The organism is Kribbella shirazensis (genome assembly GCF_011761605.1).
Classification (GTDB): Bacteria; Actinomycetota; Actinomycetes; order Propionibacteriales; family Kribbellaceae; genus Kribbella; species Kribbella shirazensis.
The window spans coordinates 5,649,304-5,674,358 of the sequence record NZ_JAASRO010000001.1; the positions used below are offsets into that span (position 1 = coordinate 5,649,304).

At 69.9% G+C, this 25,055-nt stretch carries 27 protein-coding genes; 11 read left to right on the plus strand and 16 right to left on the minus strand.

Annotated elements, in window-relative coordinates:
- Nucleotides 1-56 precede the first annotated feature (56 nt).
- The 3 genes from BJY22_RS27280 to BJY22_RS27290 all read right to left on the minus strand — a co-directional run bounded on the left by BJY22_RS27280 (nucleotide 57) and on the right by BJY22_RS27290 (nucleotide 2,294).
- Nucleotides 57-584, minus strand: a complete 528-nt coding sequence (locus tag BJY22_RS27280; protein ID WP_167212014.1) for a type 1 glutamine amidotransferase domain-containing protein — start codon at nucleotides 582-584, stop codon at nucleotides 57-59.
- Between the two features lie 82 nt (nucleotides 585-666).
- On the minus strand, nucleotides 667-1,467 hold the full coding sequence (locus BJY22_RS27285; RefSeq protein ID WP_167212017.1) for an LLM class flavin-dependent oxidoreductase: 801 nt from the start codon (nucleotides 1,465-1,467) through the stop codon (nucleotides 667-669).
- On the minus strand, nucleotides 1,467-2,294 hold the full coding sequence (locus tag BJY22_RS27290) for an alpha/beta fold hydrolase (protein WP_167212020.1): 828 nt from the start codon (nucleotides 2,292-2,294) through the stop codon (nucleotides 1,467-1,469). The genes BJY22_RS27285 and BJY22_RS27290 overlap by 1 nt, the downstream gene beginning before the upstream one ends.
- 85 nt (nucleotides 2,295-2,379) lie before the next feature.
- Between BJY22_RS27290 and BJY22_RS27295 the strand changes: the two genes are divergently transcribed.
- On the plus strand, nucleotides 2,380-3,267 hold the full coding sequence (locus tag BJY22_RS27295) for a LysR family transcriptional regulator (RefSeq protein WP_167212041.1): 888 nt from the start codon (nucleotides 2,380-2,382) through the stop codon (nucleotides 3,265-3,267).
- On the opposite strand, the gene BJY22_RS27300 is transcribed toward BJY22_RS27295, so the two are convergent.
- On the minus strand, nucleotides 3,260-5,257 hold the full coding sequence (locus BJY22_RS27300) for a DUF1906 domain-containing protein (protein WP_337759200.1): 1,998 nt from the start codon (nucleotides 5,255-5,257) through the stop codon (nucleotides 3,260-3,262). The two genes, BJY22_RS27295 and BJY22_RS27300, sit on opposite strands and share 8 nt — an antisense overlap.
- Nucleotides 5,258-5,429: 172 nt before the next feature.
- Here BJY22_RS27300 and BJY22_RS27305 point away from each other — a divergent pair, with 172 nt between their 5' ends.
- Together BJY22_RS27305 and BJY22_RS27310 are read left to right on the plus strand one after the other, a co-directional pair.
- Nucleotides 5,430-6,005 (plus strand): TetR/AcrR family transcriptional regulator, encoded by a 576-nt coding sequence (locus BJY22_RS27305; protein ID WP_167212047.1) that lies wholly within the window; start codon nucleotides 5,430-5,432, stop codon nucleotides 6,003-6,005.
- Between the two features lie 73 nt (nucleotides 6,006-6,078).
- Entirely contained in the window at nucleotides 6,079-7,287 is a 1,209-nt protein-coding gene (locus BJY22_RS27310) for a Cmx/CmrA family chloramphenicol efflux MFS transporter (RefSeq protein ID WP_167212051.1), read from the plus strand.
- Here BJY22_RS27310 and BJY22_RS27315 read toward each other — a convergent pair.
- Together BJY22_RS27315 and ngcE are read right to left on the minus strand one after the other, a co-directional pair.
- The gene (locus tag BJY22_RS27315) at nucleotides 7,245-8,042 is read right to left on the minus strand and encodes a TIGR02569 family protein (RefSeq protein WP_167212054.1); all 798 of its coding nucleotides are present in this window, start codon (nucleotides 8,040-8,042) and stop codon (nucleotides 7,245-7,247) included. The two genes, BJY22_RS27310 and BJY22_RS27315, sit on opposite strands and share 43 nt — an antisense overlap.
- Nucleotides 8,043-8,095: 53 nt before the next feature.
- A complete protein-coding gene (gene ngcE / locus BJY22_RS27320; protein ID WP_167212057.1) occupies nucleotides 8,096-9,517 on the minus strand; it encodes an N-acetylglucosamine/diacetylchitobiose ABC transporter substrate-binding protein in 1,422 nt (473 codons plus the stop codon).
- A gap of 176 nt (nucleotides 9,518-9,693) precedes the next feature.
- Between ngcE and lexA the strand changes: the two genes are divergently transcribed.
- Nucleotides 9,694-10,347 (plus strand): transcriptional repressor LexA, encoded by a 654-nt coding sequence (lexA, locus tag BJY22_RS27325; protein WP_167212060.1) that lies wholly within the window; start codon nucleotides 9,694-9,696, stop codon nucleotides 10,345-10,347.
- Here lexA and BJY22_RS27330 read toward each other — a convergent pair.
- Genes BJY22_RS27330 through BJY22_RS27345 form a run of 4 tightly spaced genes read right to left on the minus strand, consistent with a single transcriptional unit; the run spans nucleotide 10,344 to nucleotide 13,500 of the window.
- Complete coding sequence (locus tag BJY22_RS27330) at nucleotides 10,344-11,510, minus strand: acyltransferase family protein (protein ID WP_167212063.1); 1,167 nt, start codon at nucleotides 11,508-11,510, stop codon at nucleotides 10,344-10,346. The two genes, lexA and BJY22_RS27330, sit on opposite strands and share 4 nt — an antisense overlap.
- A gap of 17 nt (nucleotides 11,511-11,527) precedes the next feature.
- Nucleotides 11,528-12,718: an RNA polymerase sigma factor gene (locus BJY22_RS27335; protein ID WP_337759204.1), complete on the minus strand. Its 1,191-nt coding sequence runs from the start codon at nucleotides 12,716-12,718 to the stop codon at nucleotides 11,528-11,530.
- A gap of 8 nt (nucleotides 12,719-12,726) precedes the next feature.
- On the minus strand, nucleotides 12,727-13,074 hold the full coding sequence (locus BJY22_RS27340; RefSeq protein ID WP_167212066.1) for a YciI family protein: 348 nt from the start codon (nucleotides 13,072-13,074) through the stop codon (nucleotides 12,727-12,729).
- A gap of 27 nt (nucleotides 13,075-13,101) precedes the next feature.
- Entirely contained in the window at nucleotides 13,102-13,500 is a 399-nt protein-coding gene (locus BJY22_RS27345) for a VOC family protein (RefSeq protein WP_202891285.1), read from the minus strand.
- An 85-nt stretch (nucleotides 13,501-13,585) separates the two neighbouring features.
- On the opposite strand from BJY22_RS27345, the gene BJY22_RS27350 reads away from it, so the two are divergent.
- Complete coding sequence (locus tag BJY22_RS27350) at nucleotides 13,586-14,212, plus strand: class I SAM-dependent methyltransferase (protein WP_167212072.1); 627 nt, start codon at nucleotides 13,586-13,588, stop codon at nucleotides 14,210-14,212.
- Here BJY22_RS27350 and BJY22_RS27355 read toward each other — a convergent pair.
- Nucleotides 14,202-14,642, minus strand: coding sequence for a YybH family protein (locus BJY22_RS27355; RefSeq protein WP_167212075.1), 441 nt, complete (start codon nucleotides 14,640-14,642; stop codon nucleotides 14,202-14,204). The two genes, BJY22_RS27350 and BJY22_RS27355, sit on opposite strands and share 11 nt — an antisense overlap.
- 90 nt (nucleotides 14,643-14,732) lie before the next feature.
- Between BJY22_RS27355 and sigJ the strand changes: the two genes are divergently transcribed.
- Nucleotides 14,733-15,620: an RNA polymerase sigma factor SigJ gene (gene sigJ, locus BJY22_RS27360; protein ID WP_238350472.1), complete on the plus strand. Its 888-nt coding sequence runs from the start codon at nucleotides 14,733-14,735 to the stop codon at nucleotides 15,618-15,620.
- On the opposite strand, the gene BJY22_RS27365 is transcribed toward sigJ, so the two are convergent.
- The gene (locus BJY22_RS27365; protein WP_167212081.1) at nucleotides 15,583-16,824 is read right to left on the minus strand and encodes an FAD-dependent oxidoreductase; all 1,242 of its coding nucleotides are present in this window, start codon (nucleotides 16,822-16,824) and stop codon (nucleotides 15,583-15,585) included. The two genes, sigJ and BJY22_RS27365, sit on opposite strands and share 38 nt — an antisense overlap.
- 7 nt (nucleotides 16,825-16,831) lie before the next feature.
- On the minus strand, nucleotides 16,832-17,698 hold the full coding sequence (locus tag BJY22_RS27370; RefSeq protein ID WP_167212084.1) for an AurF N-oxygenase family protein: 867 nt from the start codon (nucleotides 17,696-17,698) through the stop codon (nucleotides 16,832-16,834).
- Between the two features lie 107 nt (nucleotides 17,699-17,805).
- Here BJY22_RS27370 and BJY22_RS27375 point away from each other — a divergent pair, with 107 nt between their 5' ends.
- The gene (locus BJY22_RS27375; RefSeq protein WP_167212088.1) at nucleotides 17,806-18,357 is read left to right on the plus strand and encodes a Chromate resistance protein ChrB; all 552 of its coding nucleotides are present in this window, start codon (nucleotides 17,806-17,808) and stop codon (nucleotides 18,355-18,357) included.
- Nucleotides 18,354-19,484 (plus strand): MFS transporter, encoded by a 1,131-nt coding sequence (locus BJY22_RS27380; RefSeq protein WP_202891286.1) that lies wholly within the window; start codon nucleotides 18,354-18,356, stop codon nucleotides 19,482-19,484. Before BJY22_RS27375 ends, BJY22_RS27380 begins: the two co-directional genes overlap by 4 nt.
- Here BJY22_RS27380 and BJY22_RS27385 read toward each other — a convergent pair.
- The gene (locus BJY22_RS27385; RefSeq protein ID WP_167212091.1) at nucleotides 19,459-20,091 is read right to left on the minus strand and encodes an SAM-dependent methyltransferase; all 633 of its coding nucleotides are present in this window, start codon (nucleotides 20,089-20,091) and stop codon (nucleotides 19,459-19,461) included. The two genes, BJY22_RS27380 and BJY22_RS27385, sit on opposite strands and share 26 nt — an antisense overlap.
- Nucleotides 20,092-20,187: 96 nt before the next feature.
- On the opposite strand from BJY22_RS27385, the gene BJY22_RS27390 reads away from it, so the two are divergent.
- The 3 genes from BJY22_RS27390 to BJY22_RS27400 all read left to right on the plus strand — a co-directional run bounded on the left by BJY22_RS27390 (nucleotide 20,188) and on the right by BJY22_RS27400 (nucleotide 22,220).
- The gene (locus BJY22_RS27390) at nucleotides 20,188-21,096 is read left to right on the plus strand and encodes a DUF929 family protein (protein ID WP_167212094.1); all 909 of its coding nucleotides are present in this window, start codon (nucleotides 20,188-20,190) and stop codon (nucleotides 21,094-21,096) included.
- 3 nt (nucleotides 21,097-21,099) lie between these two features.
- Nucleotides 21,100-21,576, plus strand: coding sequence for a vitamin K epoxide reductase family protein (locus BJY22_RS27395; protein ID WP_337759213.1), 477 nt, complete (start codon nucleotides 21,100-21,102; stop codon nucleotides 21,574-21,576).
- A gap of 74 nt (nucleotides 21,577-21,650) precedes the next feature.
- A complete protein-coding gene (locus BJY22_RS27400) occupies nucleotides 21,651-22,220 on the plus strand; it encodes a UdgX family uracil-DNA binding protein (protein ID WP_238350473.1) in 570 nt (189 codons plus the stop codon).
- Here BJY22_RS27400 and BJY22_RS27405 read toward each other — a convergent pair.
- Both BJY22_RS27405 and BJY22_RS27410 read right to left on the minus strand, forming a co-directional pair.
- Nucleotides 22,183-24,579, minus strand: coding sequence for a phosphoketolase (locus BJY22_RS27405; RefSeq protein ID WP_167212100.1), 2,397 nt, complete (start codon nucleotides 24,577-24,579; stop codon nucleotides 22,183-22,185). The genes BJY22_RS27400 and BJY22_RS27405 overlap by 38 nt on opposite strands.
- A 1-nt stretch (nucleotide 24,580) precedes the next feature.
- On the minus strand, nucleotides 24,581-24,904 hold the full coding sequence (locus tag BJY22_RS27410) for a plasmid stabilization protein (RefSeq protein ID WP_167212103.1): 324 nt from the start codon (nucleotides 24,902-24,904) through the stop codon (nucleotides 24,581-24,583).
- Nucleotides 24,905-25,055: the final 151 nt, after the last annotated feature.

Sequence of the window (25,055 nt, forward strand, 5' to 3'; positions counted from 1 at the left end):
CCCCTACTACCGCATCCCTTCGATTAGACACCTCTGGATGCGTCCGCAACACCCCGTCAGCCGAGCGCGCCCAGCAGCGTCTTGCTGAACGCCGGCAGGTCGTCGGGCTTGCGGCTGGTGATCAGGTTCCCGTCGGTGACCACGGTTTCGTCGACCCATTCGGCTCCGGCGTTGCGCAGATCGGTCTGCAGACTCGGCCACGAGGTCATCCGTTTGCCCCGGACCACGTCGGCCTCGACCAGCGTCCACGGAGCGTGGCAGATCGCCGCGACCGGCTTGCCCGACTGCATGAACGACTTCACGAACGCAACCGCCTTCGCGTCGGTCCGCAACGCGTCCGGGTTCGCGACGCCGCCCGGCAGGACGAGGGCAGCGAAGTCGTCGACCGACGCGTCGCCGACCGTCTGGTCCGCGGTCGCCGTCTCCGCGGCCGTCAGGTGGTTGAACGTCTGTACCTCCCCCGCCTTCGGGCTCAGCAGCACCGGCTCGTACCCGGCGTCGCTCACTGCCTTCCACGGCTCGGTGAGTTCGACCCGCTCGATCCCCTCGGCAGCCACCAGGAACGCGATCTTGCGGTCAGGCATCACAGTCTCCCTTCGAACGAGCACTTCCTCGCGCCGGTACCCGACGACCGCCCCACCACACTCCCCGATCAGCACTCCCCGATCAGCGCGGCGGTCCGGCGGCGAGGACCGCCCGTACGTCGGCCAACCGCAGCGTCGCCGGGTCGACATCCGTGAGACACCACGTCGCGCCCGCCTCGGCGTACGGACGTGGATCGGCCAACGGCTCCAGGGCTACCGCGATGTCGTACCCGTCCAGGCTGCCGCGCACCGATCGCAGTACGGCGGCCGGCTCGGCGACCTGCTCGGGTGAGGTCAGATTCACCGGGAAGAACCCGTCGTACCGCGCCGCCCGCTGGACCGGCTTCGCCTTGCCCGGGAAGCCCGCCACCCACACCGGCACGCGCCCGTTCACCGGCCGGGGCAGGAACTGGACGTCGTCCACGAGGTAGTGCTTGCCGTGGTGGTTGACGGACTCCCCCGTCCACCCCGCGGTGAGGATGTCCAGCGTCTCGTCGAGCCGCTCGGCGCGGACCCGGTCGTCCACCTCCTCGCCGGTCTTGGAGTACTCCTGCGCGAACCGGTCGCTGCCCAACCCGACGCCGAGAATCAGCCGGCCACCCGACAGCCGGTCCAACGTCGTTGTCTCACGCAACAACTTCGCCGGCCGCCGGCGCGCGATCGGCGACACCATCGGACCGATCCGCAGGCGTTCGGTGGCGGCTGCCATGGCGCTCATCGTGATCCAGGGATCCGACACTTCGCGGATCGGCGCCCGCCACCACAGCTGGTCCCACAGGAAGAACCCGTCCCACCCGGCCTCCTCGGCCGCCGCCGCGAGCCGCGCGATCTCGAGCGGATCGGACAATTCGTCGAACAACGGCAACCACAGCGCGAACCTCATCAGTGCTCCCCGGTGTGCTCGATCAGCGCGTCCACGAACTCACTCCAGTACGGCGCCGACAACCCGTGCCCCATCCCCGCCAGCACGACGAGCCGCGCACCAGGAACGGCGTCGCGGATCGCCTCGCCGTGCGGCAGCGGCAGCAGCGGATCCTGGTCGCCGTGCACGACAAGCACCGGCTGCGTGAGGTCACCGAAGCCGCCGTTGCGCGGACCGTCGAACGTCATCGCGTAATGGTTCGTCAGCGAGGCCTCGTAGTCCCGCGCGCGTGCTTGATCCGCTTGCACCAGGGCACGAGCGGACGCCTCCTCGAAGTGTCCCGCAGCCTCCGCCTCGATCGACCGTACGACGTACTCCTCGACGGCCGCGCGGTCTGCGAAGTCCGGCGTACCCAGCCGAGGCATCGATTCCGACGGTGGTGGCAGTCCGTCCTCGCCGGTCGTGGTCGAGACGAACGTCAGCGAAGCCACCCGCGACGGGTCATCGAGTCCGAGGAACAGCGCCGTACCGCCGGACATCGACAGGCCGACCACGTGTGCACGGTCGATGCCAAGGGCATCGAGCAGACCGACCGCGTCGGCGGCCAGATCGCTCATCGCGTAGCCCGGTTCGCCCACGGGGTAGGCCGTCGACCGGCCGGTGTCGCGCTGGTCGTACCGGACGACGAACCGCCCGCGGTCGGCCAGCTGTTTACACAGACCCGGCTCCCACCACAGCATCGACGCCGACGCACCGTGGATCAGGAGGACGGCCGGATCGGCCGGATCGCCGAAGGTCTGCGCACACAGCTCGATGCCGTTCACCGGGTACAGCGTCTCCGTAGTCATACCTCGACCGTAGGATCCGCACGCTCATCGTGAAAAGCGATTGGTTCTTATCAAACCAATCGCCAGTGGCGATACAGTGCGGTGCATGTACGAGTTGCGCCATCTGGCGACGCTGGCCGCCGTCGCCGACGAGGGGTCGTTCGGCCGCGCCGCGCGCAAGCTCGGGTACACACAGTCGAGCGTCAGCCAGCAGATCGCCGTCCTCGAGAAGGCGGCCGGCGGTGCGCTGTTCGACCGTCCGGGCGGGCCGAAGCCGGTCCGGATCACGCCGCTCGGTGCGGTCGTGCTGGAGCACGCCCGCGACCTGCTCCGCCGTGCGGACGAGCTGAGCGACGGAGTGCAGCGGTTCCGGGCGGGCGACAGCCGGATCGACATCGGCACGTTCCAGTCGGTGTCGAACACGGTGCTGCCGCGCGTCATCCGGGAGCTGCGGGACGCGCATCCGGGCTGCGACATCCGGCTGTTCGAGGAGGAGACCGATGCTCCGGATCTCACCGGGCTCGATCTGATGTTCTTCGACGGGCGGACCGACGGCACCATCGAGAATCTCAAACTGCTGGACGATCCGTACCTGCTCGTCGCGCGGCCCGGAGACTTCCCCACCGGCCCCGTACCGCTCGAGAAGCTCGACGAGCTGCCGCTGGTCGCGCATCCGGCGATCTGCCATCAGGCCACGGTCGAGGACTTCCTGCGCGCCCGCGGCATCCGCCCCCGGTTCGTGTTCCGCACCGAAGGCAACGAGGCACTGCTGGCCATGGTCCGTGCCGGCCTCGGCGCCGCACTCGCGCCGCGTCTCGCCGTACTGCGGACCGACGAGACGCTCGCACTGCACGAGCTGTCTCCCGCGCTGCCGCCGCGGGAGATCTTCCTGTTGTGGCAGGCCGGCCGCACGCACTCACCGCTGGCGGCGCACGCGATCGAGATCGCGCGACGTGCGGCGGCCGACCTGACCCCCGACATGACAGTTAGCTGACCGTCAGGACCTTCGACGGCGTCTGCGTCCCCTGGTGGTCGGCGTCCGCCAGCCAGACGACACGGTAGGTGTAGGTGCCGACGGCGGTCGGCTTGATGCTGAACGCGTACTTGCCGTTCGTCGTCAGCTTCCCGGTCGTCACGGCCACCCACGTCGTACCGGAACGCCGCTGCAGGTACGCCGTCGTACCGGCGTGCGGCGGGTTCAGGTACCCGTAGAGCAGCGCGGAGCTGCCGAGGCGGATCGCCGACGGAGTCAGGTACCCCGACAGCGCAGGGTGGACCTGCACCAGTGCGGCCGCGCTCCGGGTGCCCAGTACGCCGGCGCCACCGTTGTAGCCCCACATGTAGTACGTCGACACCGACGGCTTCTGCGACACCTGCACGATGCCATTGGCGTCCGAGGTGAACGTCCCGACTGTCGACCACTTGGTCGCCGTCTTGGCCTTCGAGTACAGCACCACCGGCACACCGGCCAGCTTCACGCCGTCCAGCCGGCTCACCGCCGTCGACAGCGTGACCGCGCGGGTGTACATGATCGACGCCGCGCTGGCTCCGATCGTCGCCTTCGATCCGACCAGCCGTACGTCGACACCCGGCCCGATCTTGCCCGCACTGTTCTTCACCCAGACCCGGTACGCGTAGCTGGCCGAGTTCGGCAGGCCGGTCTGCGTGTACATGCTCGCCGTGCCGTTGTAGACCGCCGTACCGGACGTCACCAGCGGCGGCGGGGTCGAACCCGCGGCGCTCCGCACCATGATCTGACCGAGCGTCGTGTTGACGGGCTTCGTCCAGCGCAACGCCGCGGCGGCGACCCCGCCGGTGACGCTGAAGCTGCTGACAGGCGGCGGCGGTGCGGTCAGGTTGAGGTAGTTCCGGTCGATGGACATCGTGACGCCGCCGTTGGTCTCGCTGACGTCACCCGCGTACTGGTGCACGCGCTGGTGGTTGCTCCAGTACGTCGACGGGATGAACCGCGTCGTACCGACCGGGGTCGAGCCCCAGTGCGCGAACCAGATGTTGTCCGGGCGCGTGTACGCCGTGCTCGTGTACGCGCTGGCCAGGTCGGCCGCACCCGAGGCCGCGCCGACGTACGCGCCGCCGAGGTAGCCGCGCGCGTTCAGCTCCTGGGTCCAGCCGCTGAGGTACGACAGCACAGCCGCCTTGCAGGCCGCCGTCGACGGGTAGGCCTCGATGTCGCTGTAGATCGCGCTCCGCTGCGCGAATCCGAGTGCCTGCGCCGCCGCGACCGCGTTGATCGCGGCGTTCTTGCCCTGGACGAACGCGGTCGCCGGAACCGACGACATCAGGCTCCGGTACGTCGTGCACGGCGCCTGCAGGCCGACGTCGATCAGCAGGAACTGCCAGCCTTTGCTCGCGTTCGCCGCGACCCAGTCGGGGGTCAGGTTCGGTTGCGCGCACGCCCGCAGTCCACCGCTGATGTAGATGCCGACCCCTTGGTACTTCGGGCGCCAGGCGTCCATCGCGGACTGCGACGGCGCGGCACAGGTGTCGAACCCGTACCCGGCATAGTTGCCCGTCGCGACGATCGTCGGAGCGGCGGCGGTCTGCTGCGCGGCCCGCGCCGACGGCGTCTTCGTCACCACGCGCCCGGTGCTGAGGACGTCGTTCGCGGCGCGCTCGGCGCCTGGTGCGTAGTACGCCGTCGCGAGCACGCCCGCGTCGGTGATCGCGCGGCGCAACAGACCGTCGGTGGACGGCTGCGTCGTGGTCAGCGGCTCCAGGATCAGACCGGAGCTGCGCCCGACGAGGCGCGCCGGGCAATTGGCCTGTCCCGTACTGCGGCCCAGGTACACGGCCGGCTGGTCGAGCCGGACACATGTGGTCGGGTTCGCGGCCAGGTCGACGATCGGCCAGTCGGCCGGGACCGTCACCTGGTAGCCGCGGTACGAGACGGTCTTCGTGTCTTCAGCGGTGGCAGGTCCGCTCGCGGCGACTCCCGCGACCAGTCCGAGGGCAAGTGCCAGCACCCCAGGTCTCAACAACCTCACAAAGCTCCCCAGTTCATCGATGGACGGTGCCCCCAAGTGAAGGCGAGCGCCTGCTGCTCTGTCGAAGAGCATCCGGCACTCGCCTCGATCCCGAGATGCTATCGGACCCCGTTTTGGACCGATTGGTCCATAACGTGTTAGGCTCGGCGGCATGCCGAGACCGAGGACGTTCGACGAGGACCGCGCCGTCGACGCGGCGATGCGGGTGTTCTGGACCGCCGGCTACGAGGCGACCTCGACGCAGGACCTGTGCCGGGCGACCGGCCTCGGCCGGAGCAGCATCTACAACACGTTCAGCAGCAAGCGCGACCTGTTCGACCGCGCTCTGCGGCGGTACACCGAGCAGTTCACGGCCGTCCAGCTCGACGTGATCCAGGACGCCGGGTTGCCGATCCGTGAGCGGGTCCGGCGGATCCTGTGGACCGCCGTCGAGCCCGAGCCGGACGATCCGGCCGGATGCTTCGTGATCAACACGATCGTCGAGCTCGGCCCGAAGGACGCCGAGATCGTCGAGCTTCTCGACCGTGATCACGAGGTCAAGCTCGTCGCCTTGACCACGGCCGTCAAGGCCGCACAGGCGGCCGGCGAGGTCGACCCGGAGCAGGACGCCGCCGGACTCGCGACGTACGTCTTCACCGTCCTCGGCGGCCTCCGGGTCGCCGCCCGCCGTGGCGCGTCCGCCGACACCCAGCGCGCCGTCGTCGAGGCGACCCTGCGCAGTTTCTGACCCTTGCCTGCACCGCGTTCTACGCTGCCCACGTTTTGAACCGTTCGATCCAATACCACTCCGAGAGGACTTCATGCCTCGCGCCGTCTACCTGCTCGGCCTGGCGATCTTCGCCCAAGGCACCTCCGAGCTGATGCTCGCCGGGCTGCTGCCCGAGATCGCGACCGACCTGAACGTCTCCATCCCGGCCGCGGGTCTCCTGATCTCCTCGTTCGCCGTCGGCATGCTCGTCGGCGCCCCGATCCTGGCCTTCGGAACGCTGCGCTGGTCGCGGCGCGCCGCGATGCTCGCGTTCCTCACGATCTTCGCGCTCACCCACGTGGCCGGCGCGCTCACCTCGTCGTATGGCGTCCTGCTCGCGACCCGGGTCGCGGGCGCCTTCGTGTACGCCGGGTTCTGGGCGGTCGCGTCGGTGACCGCGATCGAACTGGCCGGGCCGGAGGCACGCGCGAGGGCGATGAGCGTCCTGGCCGGTGGCCTCACCGTCGCCACGATCGTCGGGCTGCCCGCCGGGACGCTGCTCGGTCAGCACCTCGGCTGGCGGTCGGCGTTCTGGGCGGTGGCCGTACTGTCGGCCCTCGCGTTCGCCGGTGTGGTCACGACGATCCCCCGCGGTCGCTCCGCGAACACGCCCCAACTGGGTCGCGAGCTGCGGAGCATGGCGAATCCACAGCTCTGGCTCGCGTACGCGACGACGGCGCTGTCGACCGGCGCGATCCTGGTGATCTTCAGCTACCTCGCTCCCCTGCTCACCGAGACCACCGGACTGGCCGCGGGCTGGATCCCGGTGATCCTGGCGCTGTACGGCGTGGGCGCGCTGATCGGCATCACGATCAGCGGGCGCACCTCGGACCGGCGACCGTTCGGCACGCTGGTCGTCAGCCTCGGCGGCGTCATCGCCGCGGCGGTCCTGCTCGCGCTCGCGACCGGCACACCGTGGCTCGCCGTACCCGCGATCATCGGCGTCGGCACCTTCGGCTTCGCGACCAACCCGGCGGTCAACTCCCGGGTCTTCACGATCGCCGGCTCCGCGCCGACGCTCGCCGCCGCGTTCAACATCTCCGCCTTCAACATCGGCATCACGGTCGGCCCCTGGCTCGGCGGCCTCGCCCTCGCCGCGGGCGCCGGCTATTCCGCGGTCGGCTGGATCGGCGCCGCCCTCGCAGTACTTGCCCTCGGCACCATTCCGCTCGCGCTCCGGGCAACGGGACGGCCGCGCGCCGAACGGCCCGCCGGCGATCAGGCGGCGTACGAGAGCGCCAGCTCGATCACCGGCGCGTAGGCCGCACGCCGCTCGTCCGTCCAGGTCGCGGCGCCGCCCGCGAGCTCGTCGGTGGTCATCCGGTAGATCAAGGCCCGCACGAGCATCTGGCCCCATTCCGGCAGGTGCGCCCAGCGCGCCGCGAGATCCGGTGCGGCGCCGTACCAGCACAACGCGTCGGCGACCGCGACAGCCGCCGCCCAGGACGGTGGTCGCCAGTACACCGGCCAGTCGATGATCGCCGGCGGGAGACCGTCGGCGAACATCACGTTCCCGGGCAGATCACCGTGGACCACCTGCGCCACCAGGTCCACCGGCCGCCACGCCGCGACGAGCGGGCCGACCAGCTCGACGTACGCCGGGCTGCCGTCGAGCGACTGCTCCCGCCAGGCGACACGGTCCCCGTCCGCCCACGGATCACGGCGGGCGTCGAGGAAGTCCGGCCGCGGCAACCCGGCCACAGCCTCGTGGAACGCGGTCGCGACGGTGAGAACTTCGTCCTGCCGCCGGACATCGGTCGCGCCGGCCAGCAGCTCACTCGCCTCCCACCCGAACGCGACCCACGCACCGTCCCGGGCCCGCACCGGTCGCGCGACCCGGAAGTCCGGCGACTCCGGCAGCCCGTTCAGCACCTCGGCACGCCACGGAGTCTCCGCGTCCGCGCGCTTGACCACGACCTCGCCGGCTCGCCAGGTCTCACCCTGCCCTCCTTGCAGCCGCACTGCGGGCAACGCGAGCCCGAAAGCATCCAGCACCTCGTTCGATGGACCTTCCATGACTTCAGCCCTTCATCGCGAAGCCGAGCCCCGCACCGAGGCCACTTGCGTGATCAGCTGCGGGTTTGCTTCTTGGTCTTCGGGTCCTTCGCCGTGTCGTCGGCGAGCTTCTGCATGCGGTTGCAGAAGTCGTCGGCGGTGGCGCGGCCGGCGGCCAGCTCGGCCATGATGCTGCGCGAGGGCTTGTCCATCGTCGAGTACCAGCCGGCGAAGTACGCCGTCCAGTTGTTCGTGCCGCCGGACTTGATCAGCGCGGCGGACGACGCGGCGCCCGGGCTGAGCTTGATGCCCTCGGTGGAGCCCTTGACGATCGTCGGCGAACCGGTCATCTCGGTGAACTTGCCGGCCGCCTCCTTCGACAGCATGATCCGCAGGTACTCCAGGCCGCCCGGCTTGTTCTTCGCCTTCTCCGGGACGATGAAGTTCTCGCCGGCCGCGATCCGCGTGCAGTCCACCGGCAGTTTGGCGCCGTCGAGCAGCGGGGTGTAGCTGGCCGTGGTGAGGAAGTCCGCCGGGGCGACCTTCTTCTGCTCGTTCTCCAGCCAGGAACCGGACGGGATGAACGCCGCCTTGCCCTGGTTCCACGCCGTCTGCGACTGGATGTGGTCGAGGCCCTCGGTGCCCTGCATGAAGTAGCCCTTGCCGCGCAGCTCGAGAAGCGCCTCGGCGGCCATCTTGATGGACGGGTGCTTCCACGCGTTCGGCTCCAGCGAGTCGATCGCCTTGATGACCTCGTGACCACCGTGCTTCACGGCCATGTCGAGCACGACCTGCCCGATGTAGTTGCCGTGCTTGCCCTGGAAGGCGATCGGCGCGATACCGGCCTTCTTGATCTCCTCGCACAGCGTCAGGAACTCGGCCCAGGTCTTGGCCGGGGTCCAGCCGTTCTTGTCGAAGAGCGCCTTGTTGTACCAGATCGCGTACACCGTCAGCACGTACTCGAGGACGAGCGGCTTGCCGTCCAGCATCGCCGCCTCGAGACCGATCGGCTCGAGCGTGTCCCGCACCTTGACGCTCTTGTCGTCGACCGACGGCGCGTCCAGCAAGGCCGTGAGGTCGGCCAGCTGCCCGGTGCTGGCCAGCGTCGACATCGGCAGCAGCGAGGCGCCGGAGTTGTCGATCACGTCCGGCGGGTTGCCGCCGTTGAACCGCGGCTGCAGCTGCGGAAGGATGTCGGTGATGCCCTTGTGGCTGATCTGCGCCTTCGGGAACTTCTTGCCGTACAGCGCCTCGTGCGCCTTGGCGTAGTCGTCGCCGTACCCGCCCTTGAAGATCACCACGTCCAGCGGCGCGTCTTCCTTCACGGCGAACGGGTTCTCGTCGGACTTCGTCCCGCCGCCGTCGGTCGAGCTGCCCGAGTCCTCGCTGCCGCCGCTCGCGCACGCGGCCAGCGTGCTGCCGCCGGCCGCGAGCAGAGTGCCGACCGCGGCGCGCTGCAGGAACAGCCGCCGGGACAGATTGCTGGGAGTGGTCATCGATCCCGCCCCTTCAAGAGGTTCAGTACTGCGAGGTACTTCCGTCACGACGCTGCAAAAGATTTCACCATTGCCGCCGATTGGGAAGTATTTTTCCTACCAGAGCGGCGGTGTCAAGCCCGAATGCCCGGGCGGGTCGAACCGTGACCGCACCGGAAACGGCCTAGGATCGCGCGGTGACTGATCTCGACCTGTTCGGCGACCTCGACACCGGCGCGCTCCCGGAGCGGCAACAGCGGATCCTGGCGGTGATCAGGGACTGGGTGACGCGGCACGGGTACCCGCCGAGCAGCCGGCAGATCGGCGAGGCGGTGGGACTGCGGTCCTCCTCGTCGGTGTCGAAGCACCTGGCCAGTCTGGAGGACAAGGGGTTCCTCCGGCGCAGCCCGTCGGTGTCGAGGCCGATCGACGTCCGGATGTTCCTCCAGGAGCCGGCCGCACGGGCCATCAGCGACGACAACGTGCCGGTCCCGGTGGTCGGTGACATCGCGGCCGGTACACCGATCGCGGCGGTCGAGCACGTGGACGACGTACTGCAGCTCCCCCGCGGGCTGACCGGGCGGGGCACCGTGTTCGGGCTCCGGGTCCGCGGCGAGTCGATGATCGACGCGGCGATCTGCGACGGCGACATCGTCGTGGTCCGCCAGCAGTCCGAGGCGCACTCGGGCCAGATCGTCGCCGCGATGATCGACGAGGAGGCCACGGTCAAGGTCTACCGCCGCCGCAACGGCCACGTGTACCTCGAGCCCCGCAACCCGGCGTACGACGTCATCGACGGCGACAACGCGGCAATCCTCGGCGTCGTCGTCTCGGTACTCCGCAGCGTCTAAAGCTCCCGGGTGCGCCGTGGTCTGCCGGCGGATCCGGCACGTTTGACGCCGAAAAGGCGGGAGACGACCGGAAGCGACGACAGGAGCCAGGACAAGGCAGCGGACGCTGCGAAGGCGGTCGGCAGGAGTACGGCGTACTTGGTCCACAGGCCGGTGTCCCAGGTGACGACGAAGTACGCGATCGCGAGGATGACCGGCTGGTGGACGATGAAGAACGGCATCGCGGCACGCGCCAGCGTGGGAGGCAACGGCCGCTGAAGGGCGGGGGCCCGCAGTCCGAAGCCGAGGACGGCGACCAGCCAGCCCCAGACGGCGAAGGTGATGAGTGGCGAGTACCAGAGGTACGGCCACGAGTAGCCCGGGTCCGGCCACCAGCCGTCCAGGAAGTCGATGATCCCGGTGACGACACCGAGGACGAAGGCGCCGACGCCGAGCACCAGTCCCGGCACGGCGTCTCGTCGTACCGCCGCCAGAAGCCGCTCGTCCGACATCACCAGGTAGCCGACGACGAAGAAGTCGAAGAAGAACACGAACTCGCCCCAGCCGTGTTCGGGACCGGGCGCGGCGAGCAGCAGCAAGTGGAGCGGCACGAGCGGTACGGCGAGGAGCAGGACCGAGCCGCGCCGCTGACATCGCCGCGCGATCCAATCGGTTCTGCCGCGCAGCACCAGGAACAGCGGCAGACCGAGTACGGCGAACTGGAGCAGGTAGACGAGGAACCACAGGTGGTACGTGTCGCGCAGCCACAGCGGCGCATCGCCGGCGAGATCGCCGAAGAACGTCCGCACATCACCGAAGAACGAGGCCGTCGACCGGCCCTTATGGTGCTCTTCGATGAAGTACTGCAGCGGTGACAGCAGGACGTAGGCGACGACGAACGGGACAAGCAGCCGCACGGCACGCTCCCTCAGGAACTTGAGCGCCGTCCGCCACCGCAAGGCCAGCCAGGCGGCGGAGCCGGAGATCATGAAGAAGAACGCCAGACCCCACAGCCCCAGGAATGCGATCACGATCGCGATCGCCTCGCTGGTCTGTGCGTTCTTCACGTGCCAGTCGCCGTCGTCGAACGGCCGCAGGGTGTGGAACACGAACACCCCGCCAACCGCAGCCACCCGCAACCAGTCGAGAAACCACGCCCGTTCGCCCCGCCCCTCCGCACCCATGCAGCAAGGATGGTGGCTCAGCGGGCCAGCCGCTCGTTGAGCACCTCCAGCAGTGCCGGATTGGCGGTCAGTTCGGCGGCGCGCTCGTCCGCGGCGCGAGCTTCGGCCGGACGGTCGAGGTCGCGGAGGAACTGGGCGCGGGTCGCGTGGAAGAGCGGGTAGTTCTCGAGGTCGCCGGCCAGCGCGTCGAGTTCCGCGAGGGCGACTGCCGGGCCGCGGACGTAGGACAGCGCGATCGAGCGGTGGAGGCTCGTCACGGGGCTCGGCTGCAGAACCAGGAGCATGTCGTACAGGACGAGGATCTGCGGCCAGTCGGTCTCCGACCAGGTCGGTGCCTCGCTGTGGCAGGCGGCGATCGCGGCCTGCAGTTGGTACGGGCCGGGCGCGTGGTGGCGGCGGGCCGTGCGCGTGAGCAGCGCGGTCGCCTCGGTGATCGCTGCGTGGTCCCACAGGGTGCGGTCCTGGTGCTCGAGCAGGACCAGCTCACCGGCCGGCGTGAAGCGGGCCGCCGTACGGGCGCGGTGCAGCCGGATCAGGGCGAGCAGTCCGGCGACCTCGGGCTCGTTCGGGAGCAGCCCGTGGAGCAGGGCGGTCAGCCATTCGGCGTCGTCGACGAGGTCGCGGGAGTGCGTCCGTTCCGCCGTACTGGACAGGTAGCCCTCGTTGAAGAGCAGGTAGATGACCGTCAGTACTTCGGTCAGGCGCTCGGGCAGCTCGTCGTCGCGCGGGATCCGGTACGGAATGCCGGCGTCGGTGATCTTGCGCTTCGCCCGGGTGATCCGCTGCCCGACGGCCGACTCCGAGGCCAGGAACGCGGCCGCGATCTGCGCGGTCGTCAGACCGCACACCACGCGCAGTGTCAGCGCGACCTGTGCCTCCCGTGCGAGCGCCGGGTGGCAGCAGGTGAAAATCAGCCGGAGCCGGTCGTCGGCCGGCGGCCGCACCGGCAGTTCGAGCTCGGCCAGCTTGGCGCGGTAGTTCTGCTGCCGACGCAGTACGTCGAGGCCGCGGCGTTTCGCGACCGTGAACAGCCACGCGTCCGGGCGCTCCGGGATGCCTTCGGCCGGCCACCGCTTGAGCGCGATCTCGATGGCGTCCTGGACCAGGTCCTCGGCGGCGCTGAAGTCACCGAGCAGCGACACCAGCGCACCGGCGAGCCGGCCCGCGTGATCACGCACCACGCGGGCGAGCTCGTCCTGGGTGCTCACGTCCAGGGTCACACCTCCGCCACCGGCCGGATCTCGACCACGGGGCAGCCGGGCCAGGTCTTCACCATCCGCAGCGCCTCGTCGAGGTCCTCGACGTCGATCTCGGTGAACCCGGACACGACCTCCTTGCCCTCGATGAACGGACCGTCGGTGGTCATCACCCGGCCGCCGTCGAGGCGGACCGTGGTCGCGGTCTCCGCGGCCTGCAGCTTGTTGCCGCGGTTGGTGATCTTGTCCCGGTGGTCGTCGAACCACTGGTACACCCGCCGGTACGCCACCTCCCGCTCGGCCGGCTCCAGCGCCGCGAACTCCTTCTCGAACTCCTCGGTCTCGATGAACATCAGCACGTACTTCACGCGCACACCTCCTTTCGACAGTCTGGCTCAGGACGCGGGCAGGTTGGCGTACAGATCGACACCGTTCCCGGACGGATCCGCGACGGTCGCGTAACGCATCCCCCACGGCGCGTCGTACGGCTCCTGCAGCGCGGTCACACCGGCGGCGACGAGTTCGGCGTACGTCGCGTCGACGGCGGCCGGGCTGTCGTACTCGAAGGTGAGGAACGTCCGCCCCAGTTTCGGCGGCGTCCAGTGTGCGGTGACCTTGCCGCGCAGGTCCTCGGTGTCGAGCATCAGGTGCAGCCCGTTCGGCAGGTCGCAGCCGGCGTGGTCGTCCGGCATGTACTGGTCGCGCTCGAACTCGAGTCCGAGGCGGCGGTAGAACTCGATCGCCGCGCCGAGGTCGGACACGACGATGTCGATGGCGTTCACGGTGGTGGGCACTGTCTTCTCCCTGTAGCAGGAACTAGCTGTCATTCAGGAGACGATCGGCGTCCGCCACGATCCGACACTCTGGCAAGGTGGGCTCATGAAACGGCCGTTGTTCGCACGGATGTACGCCCGGGTCCGACCGGCGCTCGACCAGCAGGGGGCGGCCGAGCACCGCCGCCGGTTGCTGGCCGGCGCGGTGGGCAGAGTCGTCGAGGTCGGAGCAGGCGACGGCGGGAACTTCGCGCATTACCCGTCCGAGGTGGTCAGCGTGCTGGCCGTCGAGCCCGAGCCGTACCTCCGTGCCCAGGCCGAGCACCAGGCCAGGTCCGCCCCGGTCCCGGTCGAGGTCGTCGAGGGTACGGCGGACAAGCTACCGGCCCCTGACGCGGCAGCGGATGTCGTCGTGGTCTCGCTCGTCCTGTGCTCGGTCCCGGACCAGGCCGCGGCCCTCGCCGAGGCGCGACGGGTACTGCGGCCCGGCGGCGAGCTCAGGTTCTACGAGCACGTGGCCGCGGACGGCGGGCGGCTCGGAACGGTGCAGCGGGTCGTCGACGCGACCCTCTGGCCGCTGCTCGCCGGCGGCTGCCACACCCACCGCGACACCGTCGGCGCGATCGCCGCGGCCGGCTTCGAGGTCGAGGAGCTGGACCGGTTCGAGTTCCCGCCGGGCCGGTCGACACCGGCCAGCCCGCATGTGCTCGGGCGCGCCCGGCTCAGGGCGTGAGGTCGGTCGCCGCGCGGCCGTCCGGGAAGTACAGCGGGACCGAGACCTGGTCGTGCGCGATCATCCACGCGCCGTCGATCCGCTGCCAGGCCGCCGTCCAGCGCACCCACATACCCGCCTGCGCCCCGTTCGCGAGCGTGCCGCTGATGCGGTTCACGGCGTACGTCACCGCCAGGTCGCCGTCGACGAGGACCGTCAGGTCACGGACCTCGTACCCGAGCGGCACCCGGTATACCGCGAAGACCTTCTCCCAGTTCGCCCATTTCTGCTCCGCGCCCAGGTGCCGCAGCGGCGGCTCGATGTCGAACGAGACCAGGTTCGGCGCGAAGATCGTCTTCAGCGCACCGAGGTCCCCGTTCCGGACGGCGTCCAGCAGGATGTCGATGCGTTCACGGATGTCGACTTCGGAGACAGCGTTCTGTGTGGTCATGATCGGTACGACGGGGCAGCCGCACGGAATGTCAGACCTCACACCCGGCGGCGCTGTCTCGTCGTACGAGGTATGAGCGGAAGGAGCGACATGAGCGAGCCCGGGCTGAGTGTGATCATGAACGAGCGGCGGCAGCTGATCAATCTCGCCTACCGGCTGCTCGGGTCGCTGGCCGACGCCGAGGACGTCGTCCAGGAGACGTACGCGCGCTGGTACGCGATGACGCCGGCCGAGCAGCAGGCCATCGACAACCCGGCGGCGTGGCTCACCAAGGTCGCGAGCCGGATCTGCCTCGACCTGCTGCGGTCGGCCCGCGCCCGCCGCGAGCGGTACGTCGGTGAGTGGATCCCGGAGCCGTTGCCGGAGAACACCGACGACCGGCCGGGCGTGACCGATCCAGCCGATCGGGTCACGCTGGACGAGTCGGTGAACATGGCGTTCCTGGTCGTCCTCGACGCCATGACGCCGGCCGAGCGGGTGGCGTTCATCCTGCACGACGTCTTCCGGTACCCGTTCCCCGAGGTCGCCGAGATCGTCGGGCGGACGCCCGCGGCCTGCCGGCAGCTCGCCTCGTCGGCGCGGCGCCGGATCCAGGGCGCGCAGTCGCCGTCCCCGCCGTCGGCCCGGCGCGCCGAGCTGGTCCGCCAGTTCAAGGAAGCCTGGGAGGCGACCGACATCCAGGCGATCGTCAGCCTGCTCGATCCCGACGTGACGGCCACCGCCGACGGTGGCGGGCTGGTCCCGGCCGCGCTCCGGCCGGTGCACGGCGGCGTCAACGTCGCGCAGTACTTCACCGACCTGCCGGTGCTGCGCCACGGCCGGACGCTGGTGGAGCGGACCGTCAACGGTCAGCCCGGGCTCGTCATCCGGTTCGAGGGTGTCACCGAGACCGTGCTCGCGTTCGACTTCGGCGGGGACCAGATCACGAACATCTGGGCGATCAGGAACCCTGAGAAGCTGCACCCCTGGACGCACTGACCAGCGTCTGCACGGTCTCCTGGGCGCACGCCTTGTTGACGCCGATCCCGCCGCGCGCGCCGCGTTTGATCCAGCCCGCCACGTAGTGACCGGGCCGGTCGACGACGGCGCCGCGGACGTTCGGCACGATCCCGCGGGCGGCGTCGAACGGCAGGCCGTCGACCGGCTGCCCTTCGAAACCGATCGCGGTGAACAGGTTGCCCGCCGCGATCGTCTCCCCCGTGTCGAGCGTCAGTCCTTCCGGCGTCCAGCCCGTCGGCCGCGCGTGGTACCGCAACTCGACCCGGTCGCCGGCGATCGCGAGCAGTTCCTGGAGCGCCGACTCGGTGTACGCCGCCTCGCCCGGCCCGCGCCGGCCGAGCAGCACGACCTGCTTGATCCCACTGGCCGCGAGCGTACGGCGTACCTGCTGGGAAACGTCGGCCGTGTCCAGCTGATCGCTCAGCAGGATCCGGGCGAGGTCGAGCGCCACGTTGCCGTTCCCCACCACCACGGCGCGCGGCCCGACCAGCTCGACCGGCAGCGCCGCACCCGGCCGCCCGTTGCACCAGGCAACGAAGTCCTCCGCGGTGCAGGCTGCCTCCTCGCCGGGGATCCCGAGCCGCCGGCTACGGCGCGCACCGACCGCGTGGATCACCGCGTCGTACTCCTGCACCAGCGCGGCGGCCTCGGTGCCCGGCAGCCAACGCACCCGGGGATGCCGGACGATCCGCTCGAAGGTGCCGATGATCTGTTTGGTACACGGATGATCCGGCGCCACCCCGAACCGCACCAGCCCGCCGAGCTGCTCGCTCCGGTCGACGACCGTGATCCTGGCCGTTGTCCTCAGCAACAACTCGCGCGTCGCGTACATCCCCGCCGGACCGGCCCCGACCACCAGCACCCGCTGCGGCCCACGACCCCAGACCTGGTACGCCGGCGGCTCCCAGCTGTCGAGATCCGTGGCCTCGAGGGCCTCGCGCTCCGCGAAGTACGCCGCGTTCCGCTCGACGTCCTCCGGAGCCGCCCGGTCGGCCGGCTGCGCCGCGTCGACCGGGCAGATGTCCGCGCAGGCGCCGCAGTCGATGCAGGTCCGCGGATCGATGAACAGACTCGCGCCGGCACCGAACCCGGGCTCGCCGGGCGCCGGGTGGATGCTGTTCATCGGGCAGACCGCCACGCAGCTCGCGTCCGAGCAGCACTCCCCCGAGATCACGAACGTCATCGTCGGCTCACAGCAGGCCGGTGCGCCGATAGACCCGGGCCGCGGCGGGCGTCAGCAGCCCGACCGACCCGAGGAAGTCCATCAGGTTCGCGCAGCTCGTCCGCAGCAGCGACCGGTGGTGCTCGTTCCGCCGCGCCTCCCGGACCGCGCGATCGGCGTCCAGGCCGAGGTTCACGTAGACCTGCCGGCCGACCATGCTCGACACGATCATGTCCGCCGCGATCGCGATCACCAGCGCACTGACCCAGCGGCGGGCCCGCCCGGCGCCGGCGAGCCGCTCGCGGGTCTCCTCGCGGGCGAACACCATGTGCCGCGACTCCTCCACCACGTGGATGTGGTTCACGGTCCGGACCATCGGCTCGACCCGGCGGTCCCGCATCCAGTCGCGCTGCATGACGTCCAGGACCTCTTCGGCCACCAGGATCGCGGCGTACGCCGACTCGCCCGACGCGAGCGCCTTGAACATCCGGCCGAGCTCACGCGTCACGAACGGCGGCCGGTACGCCGGCTCGACCAGCCGCTCGGTCGCGCGCGCGAACATGATCGAGTGCCGGCACTCGTCGGCGATCTCGGTGAGCGCCCACTGGAACTCCGCGCTCCGGGCCGGCTTGTCGTAGACGTCGCGCAGGATCAGCTGCTGCAGGATCAGCTCGAACCAGATCCCGGTCGTCGCCACCGAGGCGGCCTCGTGCCGGGTCAGCTCCCGCTGCTGCGCCTCGGTCAGTTCGTCCCAGTACGGCGTCCCGTAGAGCGTGCTCCACTCCGGCGACATCCCGTACCCGTCGCCGACCGGCGCGTCCCAGTCGATCTCGGTCTCCGGATCCCGTGACAACCGGTTCGCCGACCCCAGCAACCGCTCAGCGGTCTGGTCCATCGCACACACCTCCGGGAGCGATATGACATCGTCTATGTAACATACATGGTGGCTCACACCGCTGTCGAGGATGGCGCACTGCTGTAACGCGCGCTACAGTCCCGCTTGTGACGGACCGGTGGCTGCTTCTGCTCGTGCGCGTCCCGGTGGAGCCGTCGCGGCACCGCGTGGCGGTCTGGCGTGAGCTGCGCAAGGCCGGCGCCCTCTCGCTCGGCCAAGGCGTGTGGGCCGTACCAGAGTTGCCCGTCTTCGAGGCCGCAGTACGACGGACGACCGAGCTGGTCGACCGCGCCGAGGGCGAGGTCACGGTGCTCGAGGCGGCCGGCCGGGACGCCACCGACGGGGCGCGACTTCGTGCCTTGTACGACGAGGCGCGCCGGGCCGACTGGATGGAGTACCTGGCGGACTGCCGGAAGTTCGAGGACGAGATCGCCAAGGAGATCCGGATCCGGAAGTTCACTCTGGCCGAGCTCGAGGAGGAGGAGCAGAGCCTCGAACGGCTCCGTCGCTGGCACCGCGACCTGTCCAGCCGCGACGTCTTCGGTACGCCGGAGTCCGCGCAGGCGACCGCCAGGCTGAAGGACTGCGTGGCCCGTTGCGAGGAGTACGCCGAGCTCGTGTTCCGCGCACTGCACCAGCTTCCGGGTGACGAACGATGAGGATGTGGCCGCTGTACGCCGCCGGGTTCACGACCGCGTTCGGCGCTCACGCGGTGGCGGCGAACCTCGGTGGCTCGTCGGAGGATGCCGTCACCTCCCTGCTCACGCTCGGGATCCTGCTGGCCATCTACGACGGCGCGGAAGTGGTGCTGAAGCCGGTCTTCGGGGCGCTCGCGGACCGGATCGGGGCACGGCCGGTGCTGCTGTTCGGTCTGGTCGGCTTCGCCGCCGCTTCTGGTGCCTACGTGATCGTGGACCGGCCCGGATGGTTGTGGGTCGCACGGCTCGGTCAGGGAGCGGCTGCTTCGGCCTTCTCCCCCGCCGCGTCCGCGCTCGTCGCCCGGCTGAATCCGTCGGCGCAGCACGGGCGGGCGTTCGGCAGCTACGGGTTCTACAAGAGCATCGGCTACACCGCCGGTCCGCTGCTCGGTGGCGGCCTGGTCTGGCTCGGCGGGTTCCGTCTGCTTTTCGGGGTGATGACGGTCCTCGCGGCCGGCGTCGCGGTGTGGGCGCTGATCGTCGTACCGGTCGTCCCGCCGTTGCCCCGGAGGCGGCAGACCGTGATCGACCTCGCGCGGCGAATCTCCGATCCGGTGTTCCTTCGTCCGACGGTCGCACTGGCGGCTGCGACGGCCGCGCTGTCGGTCGGGGTCGGGTTCCTGCCGGTCACCGGCGCGTCGGACGGGCTCGGGACGATCGCGACCGGAGCCGCCGTTTCGTTGCTCGCCGCAACGGCCGCGGTCGTGCAGCCGAGGACCGGTCGCGCGCTGGACGCCGGCAAGCTGAGCACGCGGACCGGTATCGCCGTGGGACTGGGCCTGGCGGCGGCGGGGTTCGTGTGCGCCGCGCTGCCGGGTGTCGCGTTCCTGCTTGTCGCAGCGGCGCTCATCGGGGCGGGGACGGGCGTGATCACGCCGCTCGGGTTCGCGGCGCTGGCGGCGAGCACGCCGGCCGAGCGACTCGGTCAGACGATGGGCACCGCCGAGCTCGGACGAGAACTCGGCGACGCCGGTGGACCGCTGCTGGTCGCGGGCGTCGCGTCGATCGCCGTACTCGACACCGGTTACCTGGTGCTCGCCGGCCTCCTGGCTCTGTGTCTGTTCATAGTCCGCCCGGCACGAAACTGAACAGCCGCTGACCTTTGACCAGCGGCTCGGGTACGCCGGTGAAGCGGTGTACCCCGACGCCGAACCCGGCCTCCTTCTCCGACACCCACACCTCTTCGAAGCCGTCGGCCTCGAACCACCGGCAGATCGTCGGCACCAGGTCCGGCTCCTCGCGATGACGGGTCCAGATCACCGTGGCGCCCGTACGGCACAACTGCGGGCTCGCAGCGATCGTCCGCCGGATGTCCTCGGCCGTGATGTTGCCGAAGATCCCACACAGCAGCACGAGCTCGGCCGGCACCATCCCGTCGTACTGATGCGTCAGGGACGCGTCCCCCGTGATGACCTCGACCTGCTCCGGCGCCCGTTCCCGAGCAGTGGCTGCGAGTACTGGATCCAGCTCGACCAGTCGCGCGTGCACGTCCGCCCGCCGCGGATGGTCCTCGAGTACGTCGAGCAGGTCCCGGCCCTGTCCCGCGCACAGTTTGATCACCGGCACCGGGCCGTCCGGGGCGCGGTCCAGCGCTGCCCGTACCTGTGTCTTCACCACCTCGAGGCGGCGGGACAGATCTGATCCGGGATCGTCGTACTGCTTGTGCCATGCCTGCCAGTCCATGCTGGAACCCATGCCGGAAGCGTAACGCCACCGTGACGGAGAGCCAGGAACTTTCGTGTCCGATGGATAGTTGTCCTTCCGGAGCCGGTGCGCGATCAGAGGAGTGTCATGGCAAGGCGTGTCGAACAGAAGGCTGCCGCCCGCGAGCGGGTCGCGGCGCAGCTGGCTGCCCAGCAGCAGGCGGAGCGTCGCCGCCGGCTGTTGCTCGCGGTCGGCGCGGTCGTTCTGGTCGTCGTGATCGTCGGCGGGCTGGTGACGATCCGGCTGGTCGGCGGCGGTAAGGACACCGCGACCGGGCCGTCGGGCGCGGCCGGCACGGAGGTCGTCACCGCACTCTCCTCGATCCCGGACTCCACGTTCGCCGCGGTCGGCACCGGTGAGGTCAAGGCGGCGCCGTCGGCGATCACCGCGCCGGCACTGGTCGCGGACGGCAAGCCGAAGGTCCTCTACATCGGCGCCGAGTTCTGCCCGTACTGCGCGGCCGAACGCTGGCCGGTCACCGTCGCGCTGTCGCGGTTCGGGACGTTCAGCAACCTGGGGACCACGCATTCGGCGGCCGAGGACGTCTTCCCGAACACGCCGACGCTGTCCTTCCACGGAGCGAAGTACACAAGTCAGTACCTGAGCTTCACCGGCGTCGAGACGACCACGAACGAGCCCGCCGGGAACGGGTACAAGCCGCTCGACACCCCGACCGCCGAGGACCAGAAGACGTTCGACACCTACAACCAGCCGCCGTACGTCGAGAGCGGCGGGTCGATCCCGTTCGTCGATCTCGGCGGCAAGTACGTCGGCTCCGGGGCGACGTTCAGCCCGGAGGTGCTGGCCGGCAAGACGCAGGCGCAGATCGCCGACGCGCTCAAGGACCCGTCGAGCGAGATCGCGAAGGCCGTCGACGGCTCCGCGAACGTCTACACCGCGGCGTTCTGCAAGCTCACCGGCAACCAGCCCGCGAAGGTGTGCTCGACCGACGCGGTGACCGCCGCGGCGTCGAAGCTCGGCCCCGCGAAGGGCTGACGCGTGACCATCTCCAGCACAGCGCAACGCACCGCCCGGACGCCCTTGGGCGTGCTCCCGTGGGCGACGCTGGTGGTATCGGTGGCCGGCCTGGCCGTCTCGGCCTACCTCACCTATGAGCACTTCACGGCCGGTTCGACGCTCGCATGCCCGGACACCGGCGTGGTCAACTGCGCCAAGGTCACCAGCAGCCAGTACTCGAAGCTGTTCGGCATCCCGGTCGCGTTGCTCGGGCTCGCGTTCTTCGCCGGCATGACAGCCCTGTCGGTGCCCCAGATGTGGCGTACGTCGTCACGGTGGCCGGGTCGTCTGCGCCTCGTCGGCGTACTGACCGGCATGGTGTTCGTCTGCTACCTGATCTGGGCAGAGCTGTTCCAGATCAACGCGATCTGCCTGTGGTGCACGGTGGTGCACGCGCTGACGCTGGTCCTTTTCGCGCTGGTGATCATCCGCCTGGCGCTGGTCCCGCCTGCTTCATGAAGTAGCCCGCGTTCGGGTACCGGTGCCACATGGAAGCGCCAGGAGCCGAGCAGTGGGTGCCACACGACGGTGGCATGCGGAAGGTGCGAGCTGAACTCCCGGACTGCCGCGGGTGCGAACTGTGGGAGGACGCCGAGCAGGTCGTGCCGGGTGAAGGTCCCGTGCGGGCTCGGATGATGCTGGTCGGCGAGACACCGGGCGACTACGAGGACAAGGCAGGGCATGTCTTCGTCGGACCGGCCGGACGGGTGCTGGACAAGGCGCTCGCCGAGGCGGGCATCGAGCGGTCGAAGGTGTACCTGACGAACGCGGTGAAGCACTTCCGGTTCGAGCGGGAGGGCAAGCGGCGGATCCACAAGACGCCGGCCGCGAGCCACATCCTCGCCTGCTCCCCCTGGTTGCGCCGCGAACTGGAGATCGTGAAGCCGGACCTCGTCGTGGTCATGGGCGCGGTCGCGGCCCGGTCGCTGCTGGGCGCGAGCTTCCGGGTCACGCAGCACCGCGGCGAGCGGGTCGAGCTGGCCGACGGACGTCCGGCCGTACCGACCGTCCATCCGTCGTCCGTCGTCCGATCGCAGGAGTTCCGGCGGGACTTCGAGGCCTTCGTCAACGATTTCCGGGCCGCGCTGCGGCTGCTCGGTTAGACCAGCGCCACTCACGGACCGCCGGCAGGTCTTCGCCGTACTGCGTGACGTATGCGCGGTGGCGCGTGCGCTGGTCGGCGAAGTGCTGGCGGGCGGTGACCGCGCGGGACCCGAGGGACGGGACGCGGTCGATGACGTCCATCGCCAGGTGATAGCGATCCAGGTTGTTCCGCACCACCATGTCGAACGGCGTGGTCGTCGTACCCTCCTCGATGTAGCCGCGGACGTGCAGGTTCGGGTGACCGCGGCGCCGGTAGGTGAGGCGATGGATCAGCCACGGGTAGCCGTGGTACGCGAAGATCACCGGCTTGTCCGTCGTGAACAGGGCGTCGTACTCCGCATGCGGGAGCCCGTGCGGATGCTCGGTCGCGTCCTGCAGCCGCATCAGGTCGACGACGTTCACGACCCGGATCCGCAGGTCCGGCAGATGCTCGCGGAGCAGGTCGACCGCGGCCAGCGTCTCCATCGTCGGCACGTCGCCCGCGCACGCCATCACCACGTCCGGATCGCCCTCGTCGTTGCTGGCGAAGTCCCACACGCCGACACCCCGGGCACAGTGCACGGCGGCCTCGTCCCAGTCGAGCCAGTTCGGCTGCGGTTGCTTGCCGGCGACAACGACGTTGATGTAGTTCCGGGTCCGCAGGCAGTGGTCCATCGTGGACAGCAGCGTGTTGGTGTCCGGCGGCAGGTAGACGCGGACGACCTCCGCCTTCTTGTTCACCACGTGGTCGATGAAGCCCGGGTCCTGGTGCGAGAACCCGTTGTGGTCCTGCCGCCAGACATGCGACGTCAGCAGATAGTTCAGGGACGGTATCCGCCGGCGCCACTCCAGCCGGTTGATGGTCTTCAGCCACTTCGCGTGCTGGTTGACCATCGAGTCGACGATGTGGACGAACGCCTCGTACGACGAGAACAGCCCGTGCCTCCCGGTGAGCAGGTACCCCTCCAACCAGCCCTGGCAGGTGTGCTCGCTGAGGATCTCGAGGACCCGGCCGTCCGGCGCCAGGTTGCGATCGGTGTCCCGGAGCTCGGCGAGCCAGGCCTTCCCGGTCACCTCGTAGACCGTGTTCAGCCGGTTCGACTCGGTCTCGTCCGGACCGAACAGCCGCAGGTTGTGCGGGTTCTTCCGGAACGCGTCCCGGAGGAAGGCGCCGAAGACCTTCGTCGGCTCCCCGTCCTCGGCCCCGGGCGTCTTCACCGGTACGGCGTACTCCTCGACCGCCGGCAACTCCAGGTCCCGGCTCAGCGCGCCGCCGTTCGAGTGCGGGCTCGACCCCATCCGCCGGGTCGCGCTCGGCACCAGCTCCAGCAGGTCCGGAACCGGGCGGCCCTCGTCGTCGAACAGTTCCTCGGGCCGGTAGCTGCGGAGCCAGTACTCCAGCTGCCGCAGGTGGTCCTCGTTCGTGCGCACGCCGGACAGCGGGACCTGATGGGAGCGCCAGGTGTCCTCGACGGGCTCGCCGTCGACCGTCTGCGGGCCGGTCCATCCCTTCGGCGTCCGCAACACGATCATCGGCCACGCAGGCCGCGCCGGGCTCTCGGCGGCGGACCGTGCCTCGCGCTGGATCTCGTCGATCCGGTCCATGCACACGTCCAGCGTCGCGGCGAGCGCCTGGTGGACCTCAGCGGGTTCGGAACCCGCCACGAGGTACGGCTCGTACCCGTAGCCGCGCAGCAGCGCGGTCAGCTCCTCCTCACCGATCCGCGCCAGGACCGCCGGGTTGGCGATCTTGTACCCGTTGAGGTGCAGGATCGGCAGGACGGCGCCGTCGCGCACCGGGCTCAGGAACTTGTTCGAGTGCCAGGACGCCGCGAGCGGTCCGGTCTCCGCCTCGCCGTCGCCCACCACACAGGCCACGACCAGGTCCGGGTTGTCCGCGGCCGCGCCGTACGCGTGGCTGAGCGAGTAGCCGAGTTCGCCACCCTCGTTGATCGACCCGGGTACGTCCGCGGCCACATGACTCGGAACTCCGCCGGGGAACGAGAACTGCTTGAACAGCCGGCCCATCCCGGTCTCGTCGCGCGTCGTGTTCGGGTACGCCGCCGTCCAGCTGCCCTCCAACCAGGTGTTCGCCACCAGCGCCGGCCCGCCGTGCCCCGGCCCGGTCACGAACATCAGGTCCCGGTCCCGCTGCCTGATCACCCGGTTCAGGTGCGCGTAGACGAGGTTGAGACCGGGCGTCGTACCCCAGTGACCGAGCAGCCGCGGTTTCAGGTGCTCGGCCCGCAGCGGCTCGCGGAGCAGCGGATTCGCGAGCAGGTAGATCTGCCCGACGGACAGGTAGTTGGCTGCCCGCCAGTACGCGTCGATGCCGCGCAGCTCGTCGTCGGTCAGTGGCCCGCCGTCGATCCGCTGCACGCTAGCGCCCGACGGCCTTCGCGAGCTCGGACTTGGTCATCTTGGAGCGGCCCTTGATGTTCTTGTGCTTGGCCTCGTTGTACAGCTGCTCCTTGGTCCGGCCCTGCGACCCGCTGTGCGAACGGAGTCCGCCGCGACGGCCCGACGAGATGTCGTCGGTCGACGTCCGGCTCTTCTCCTTCGCCTCGCCCGAACGGGCACGTTCCTTGTTCACGGTGCGCGCCGCGATCTCCTCCGCGACGTCCTCGCTGCGGCCGCGTTCCTTCAGGCCGGCCTTGATGTGCTCGTACTGCCGTTCCCGCTTCCGGCTCGATCCGGCAGGCATCAGAGGCACCTCCTTGTCCTGGAGTCCACCTGGTACCCGGAGCCGGTCTGCGGCATTCGGGCCGATGCGGGTACAGTGGGTTCTCGATCGCGCACACAGGAGCGGTGCATTCTGAGCCGTGTTCCTGGGGGACCCTCTGGACGGCCCGCCG

Bases quoted from the DNA above. Each gene is read 5' to 3' on its own strand.
- BJY22_RS27390 (WP_167212094.1), top strand. From the start codon at position 20,188: ATGGCAAGGCGTGTCGAACAGAAGGCTGCCGCCCGCGAGCGGGTCGCG.
- BJY22_RS27285 (WP_167212017.1), bottom strand. From the start codon at position 1,467: ATGAGGTTCGCGCTGTGGTTGCCGTTGTTCGACGAATTGTCCGATCCG.
- BJY22_RS27305 (WP_167212047.1), top strand. From the start codon at position 5,430: ATGCCGAGACCGAGGACGTTCGACGAGGACCGCGCCGTCGACGCGGCG.
- BJY22_RS27280 (WP_167212014.1), bottom strand. From the start codon at position 584: ATGCCTGACCGCAAGATCGCGTTCCTGGTGGCTGCCGAGGGGATCGAG.
- ngcE (WP_167212057.1), bottom strand. From the start codon at position 9,517: ATGACCACTCCCAGCAATCTGTCCCGGCGGCTGTTCCTGCAGCGCGCC.
- BJY22_RS27370 (WP_167212084.1), bottom strand. From the start codon at position 17,698: ATGGACCAGACCGCTGAGCGGTTGCTGGGGTCGGCGAACCGGTTGTCA.
- BJY22_RS27330 (WP_167212063.1), bottom strand. From the start codon at position 11,510: ATGGGTGCGGAGGGGCGGGGCGAACGGGCGTGGTTTCTCGACTGGTTG.
- BJY22_RS27365 (WP_167212081.1), bottom strand. From the start codon at position 16,824: ATGACGTTCGTGATCTCGGGGGAGTGCTGCTCGGACGCGAGCTGCGTG.
- BJY22_RS27385 (WP_167212091.1), bottom strand. From the start codon at position 20,091: ATGGGTTCCAGCATGGACTGGCAGGCATGGCACAAGCAGTACGACGAT.
- BJY22_RS27310 (WP_167212051.1), top strand. From the start codon at position 6,079: ATGCCTCGCGCCGTCTACCTGCTCGGCCTGGCGATCTTCGCCCAAGGC.
- sigJ (WP_238350472.1), top strand. From the start codon at position 14,733: ATGAGCGAGCCCGGGCTGAGTGTGATCATGAACGAGCGGCGGCAGCTG.
- BJY22_RS27295 (WP_167212041.1), top strand. From the start codon at position 2,380: ATGTACGAGTTGCGCCATCTGGCGACGCTGGCCGCCGTCGCCGACGAG.
- BJY22_RS27400 (WP_238350473.1), top strand. From the start codon at position 21,651: ATGCGGAAGGTGCGAGCTGAACTCCCGGACTGCCGCGGGTGCGAACTG.
- BJY22_RS27410 (WP_167212103.1), bottom strand. From the start codon at position 24,904: ATGCCTGCCGGATCGAGCCGGAAGCGGGAACGGCAGTACGAGCACATC.
- BJY22_RS27355 (WP_167212075.1), bottom strand. From the start codon at position 14,642: ATGACCACACAGAACGCTGTCTCCGAAGTCGACATCCGTGAACGCATC.
- BJY22_RS27380 (WP_202891286.1), top strand. From the start codon at position 18,354: ATGAGGATGTGGCCGCTGTACGCCGCCGGGTTCACGACCGCGTTCGGC.
- BJY22_RS27315 (WP_167212054.1), bottom strand. From the start codon at position 8,042: ATGGAAGGTCCATCGAACGAGGTGCTGGATGCTTTCGGGCTCGCGTTG.
- BJY22_RS27290 (WP_167212020.1), bottom strand. From the start codon at position 2,294: ATGACTACGGAGACGCTGTACCCGGTGAACGGCATCGAGCTGTGTGCG.
- BJY22_RS27350 (WP_167212072.1), top strand. From the start codon at position 13,586: ATGAAACGGCCGTTGTTCGCACGGATGTACGCCCGGGTCCGACCGGCG.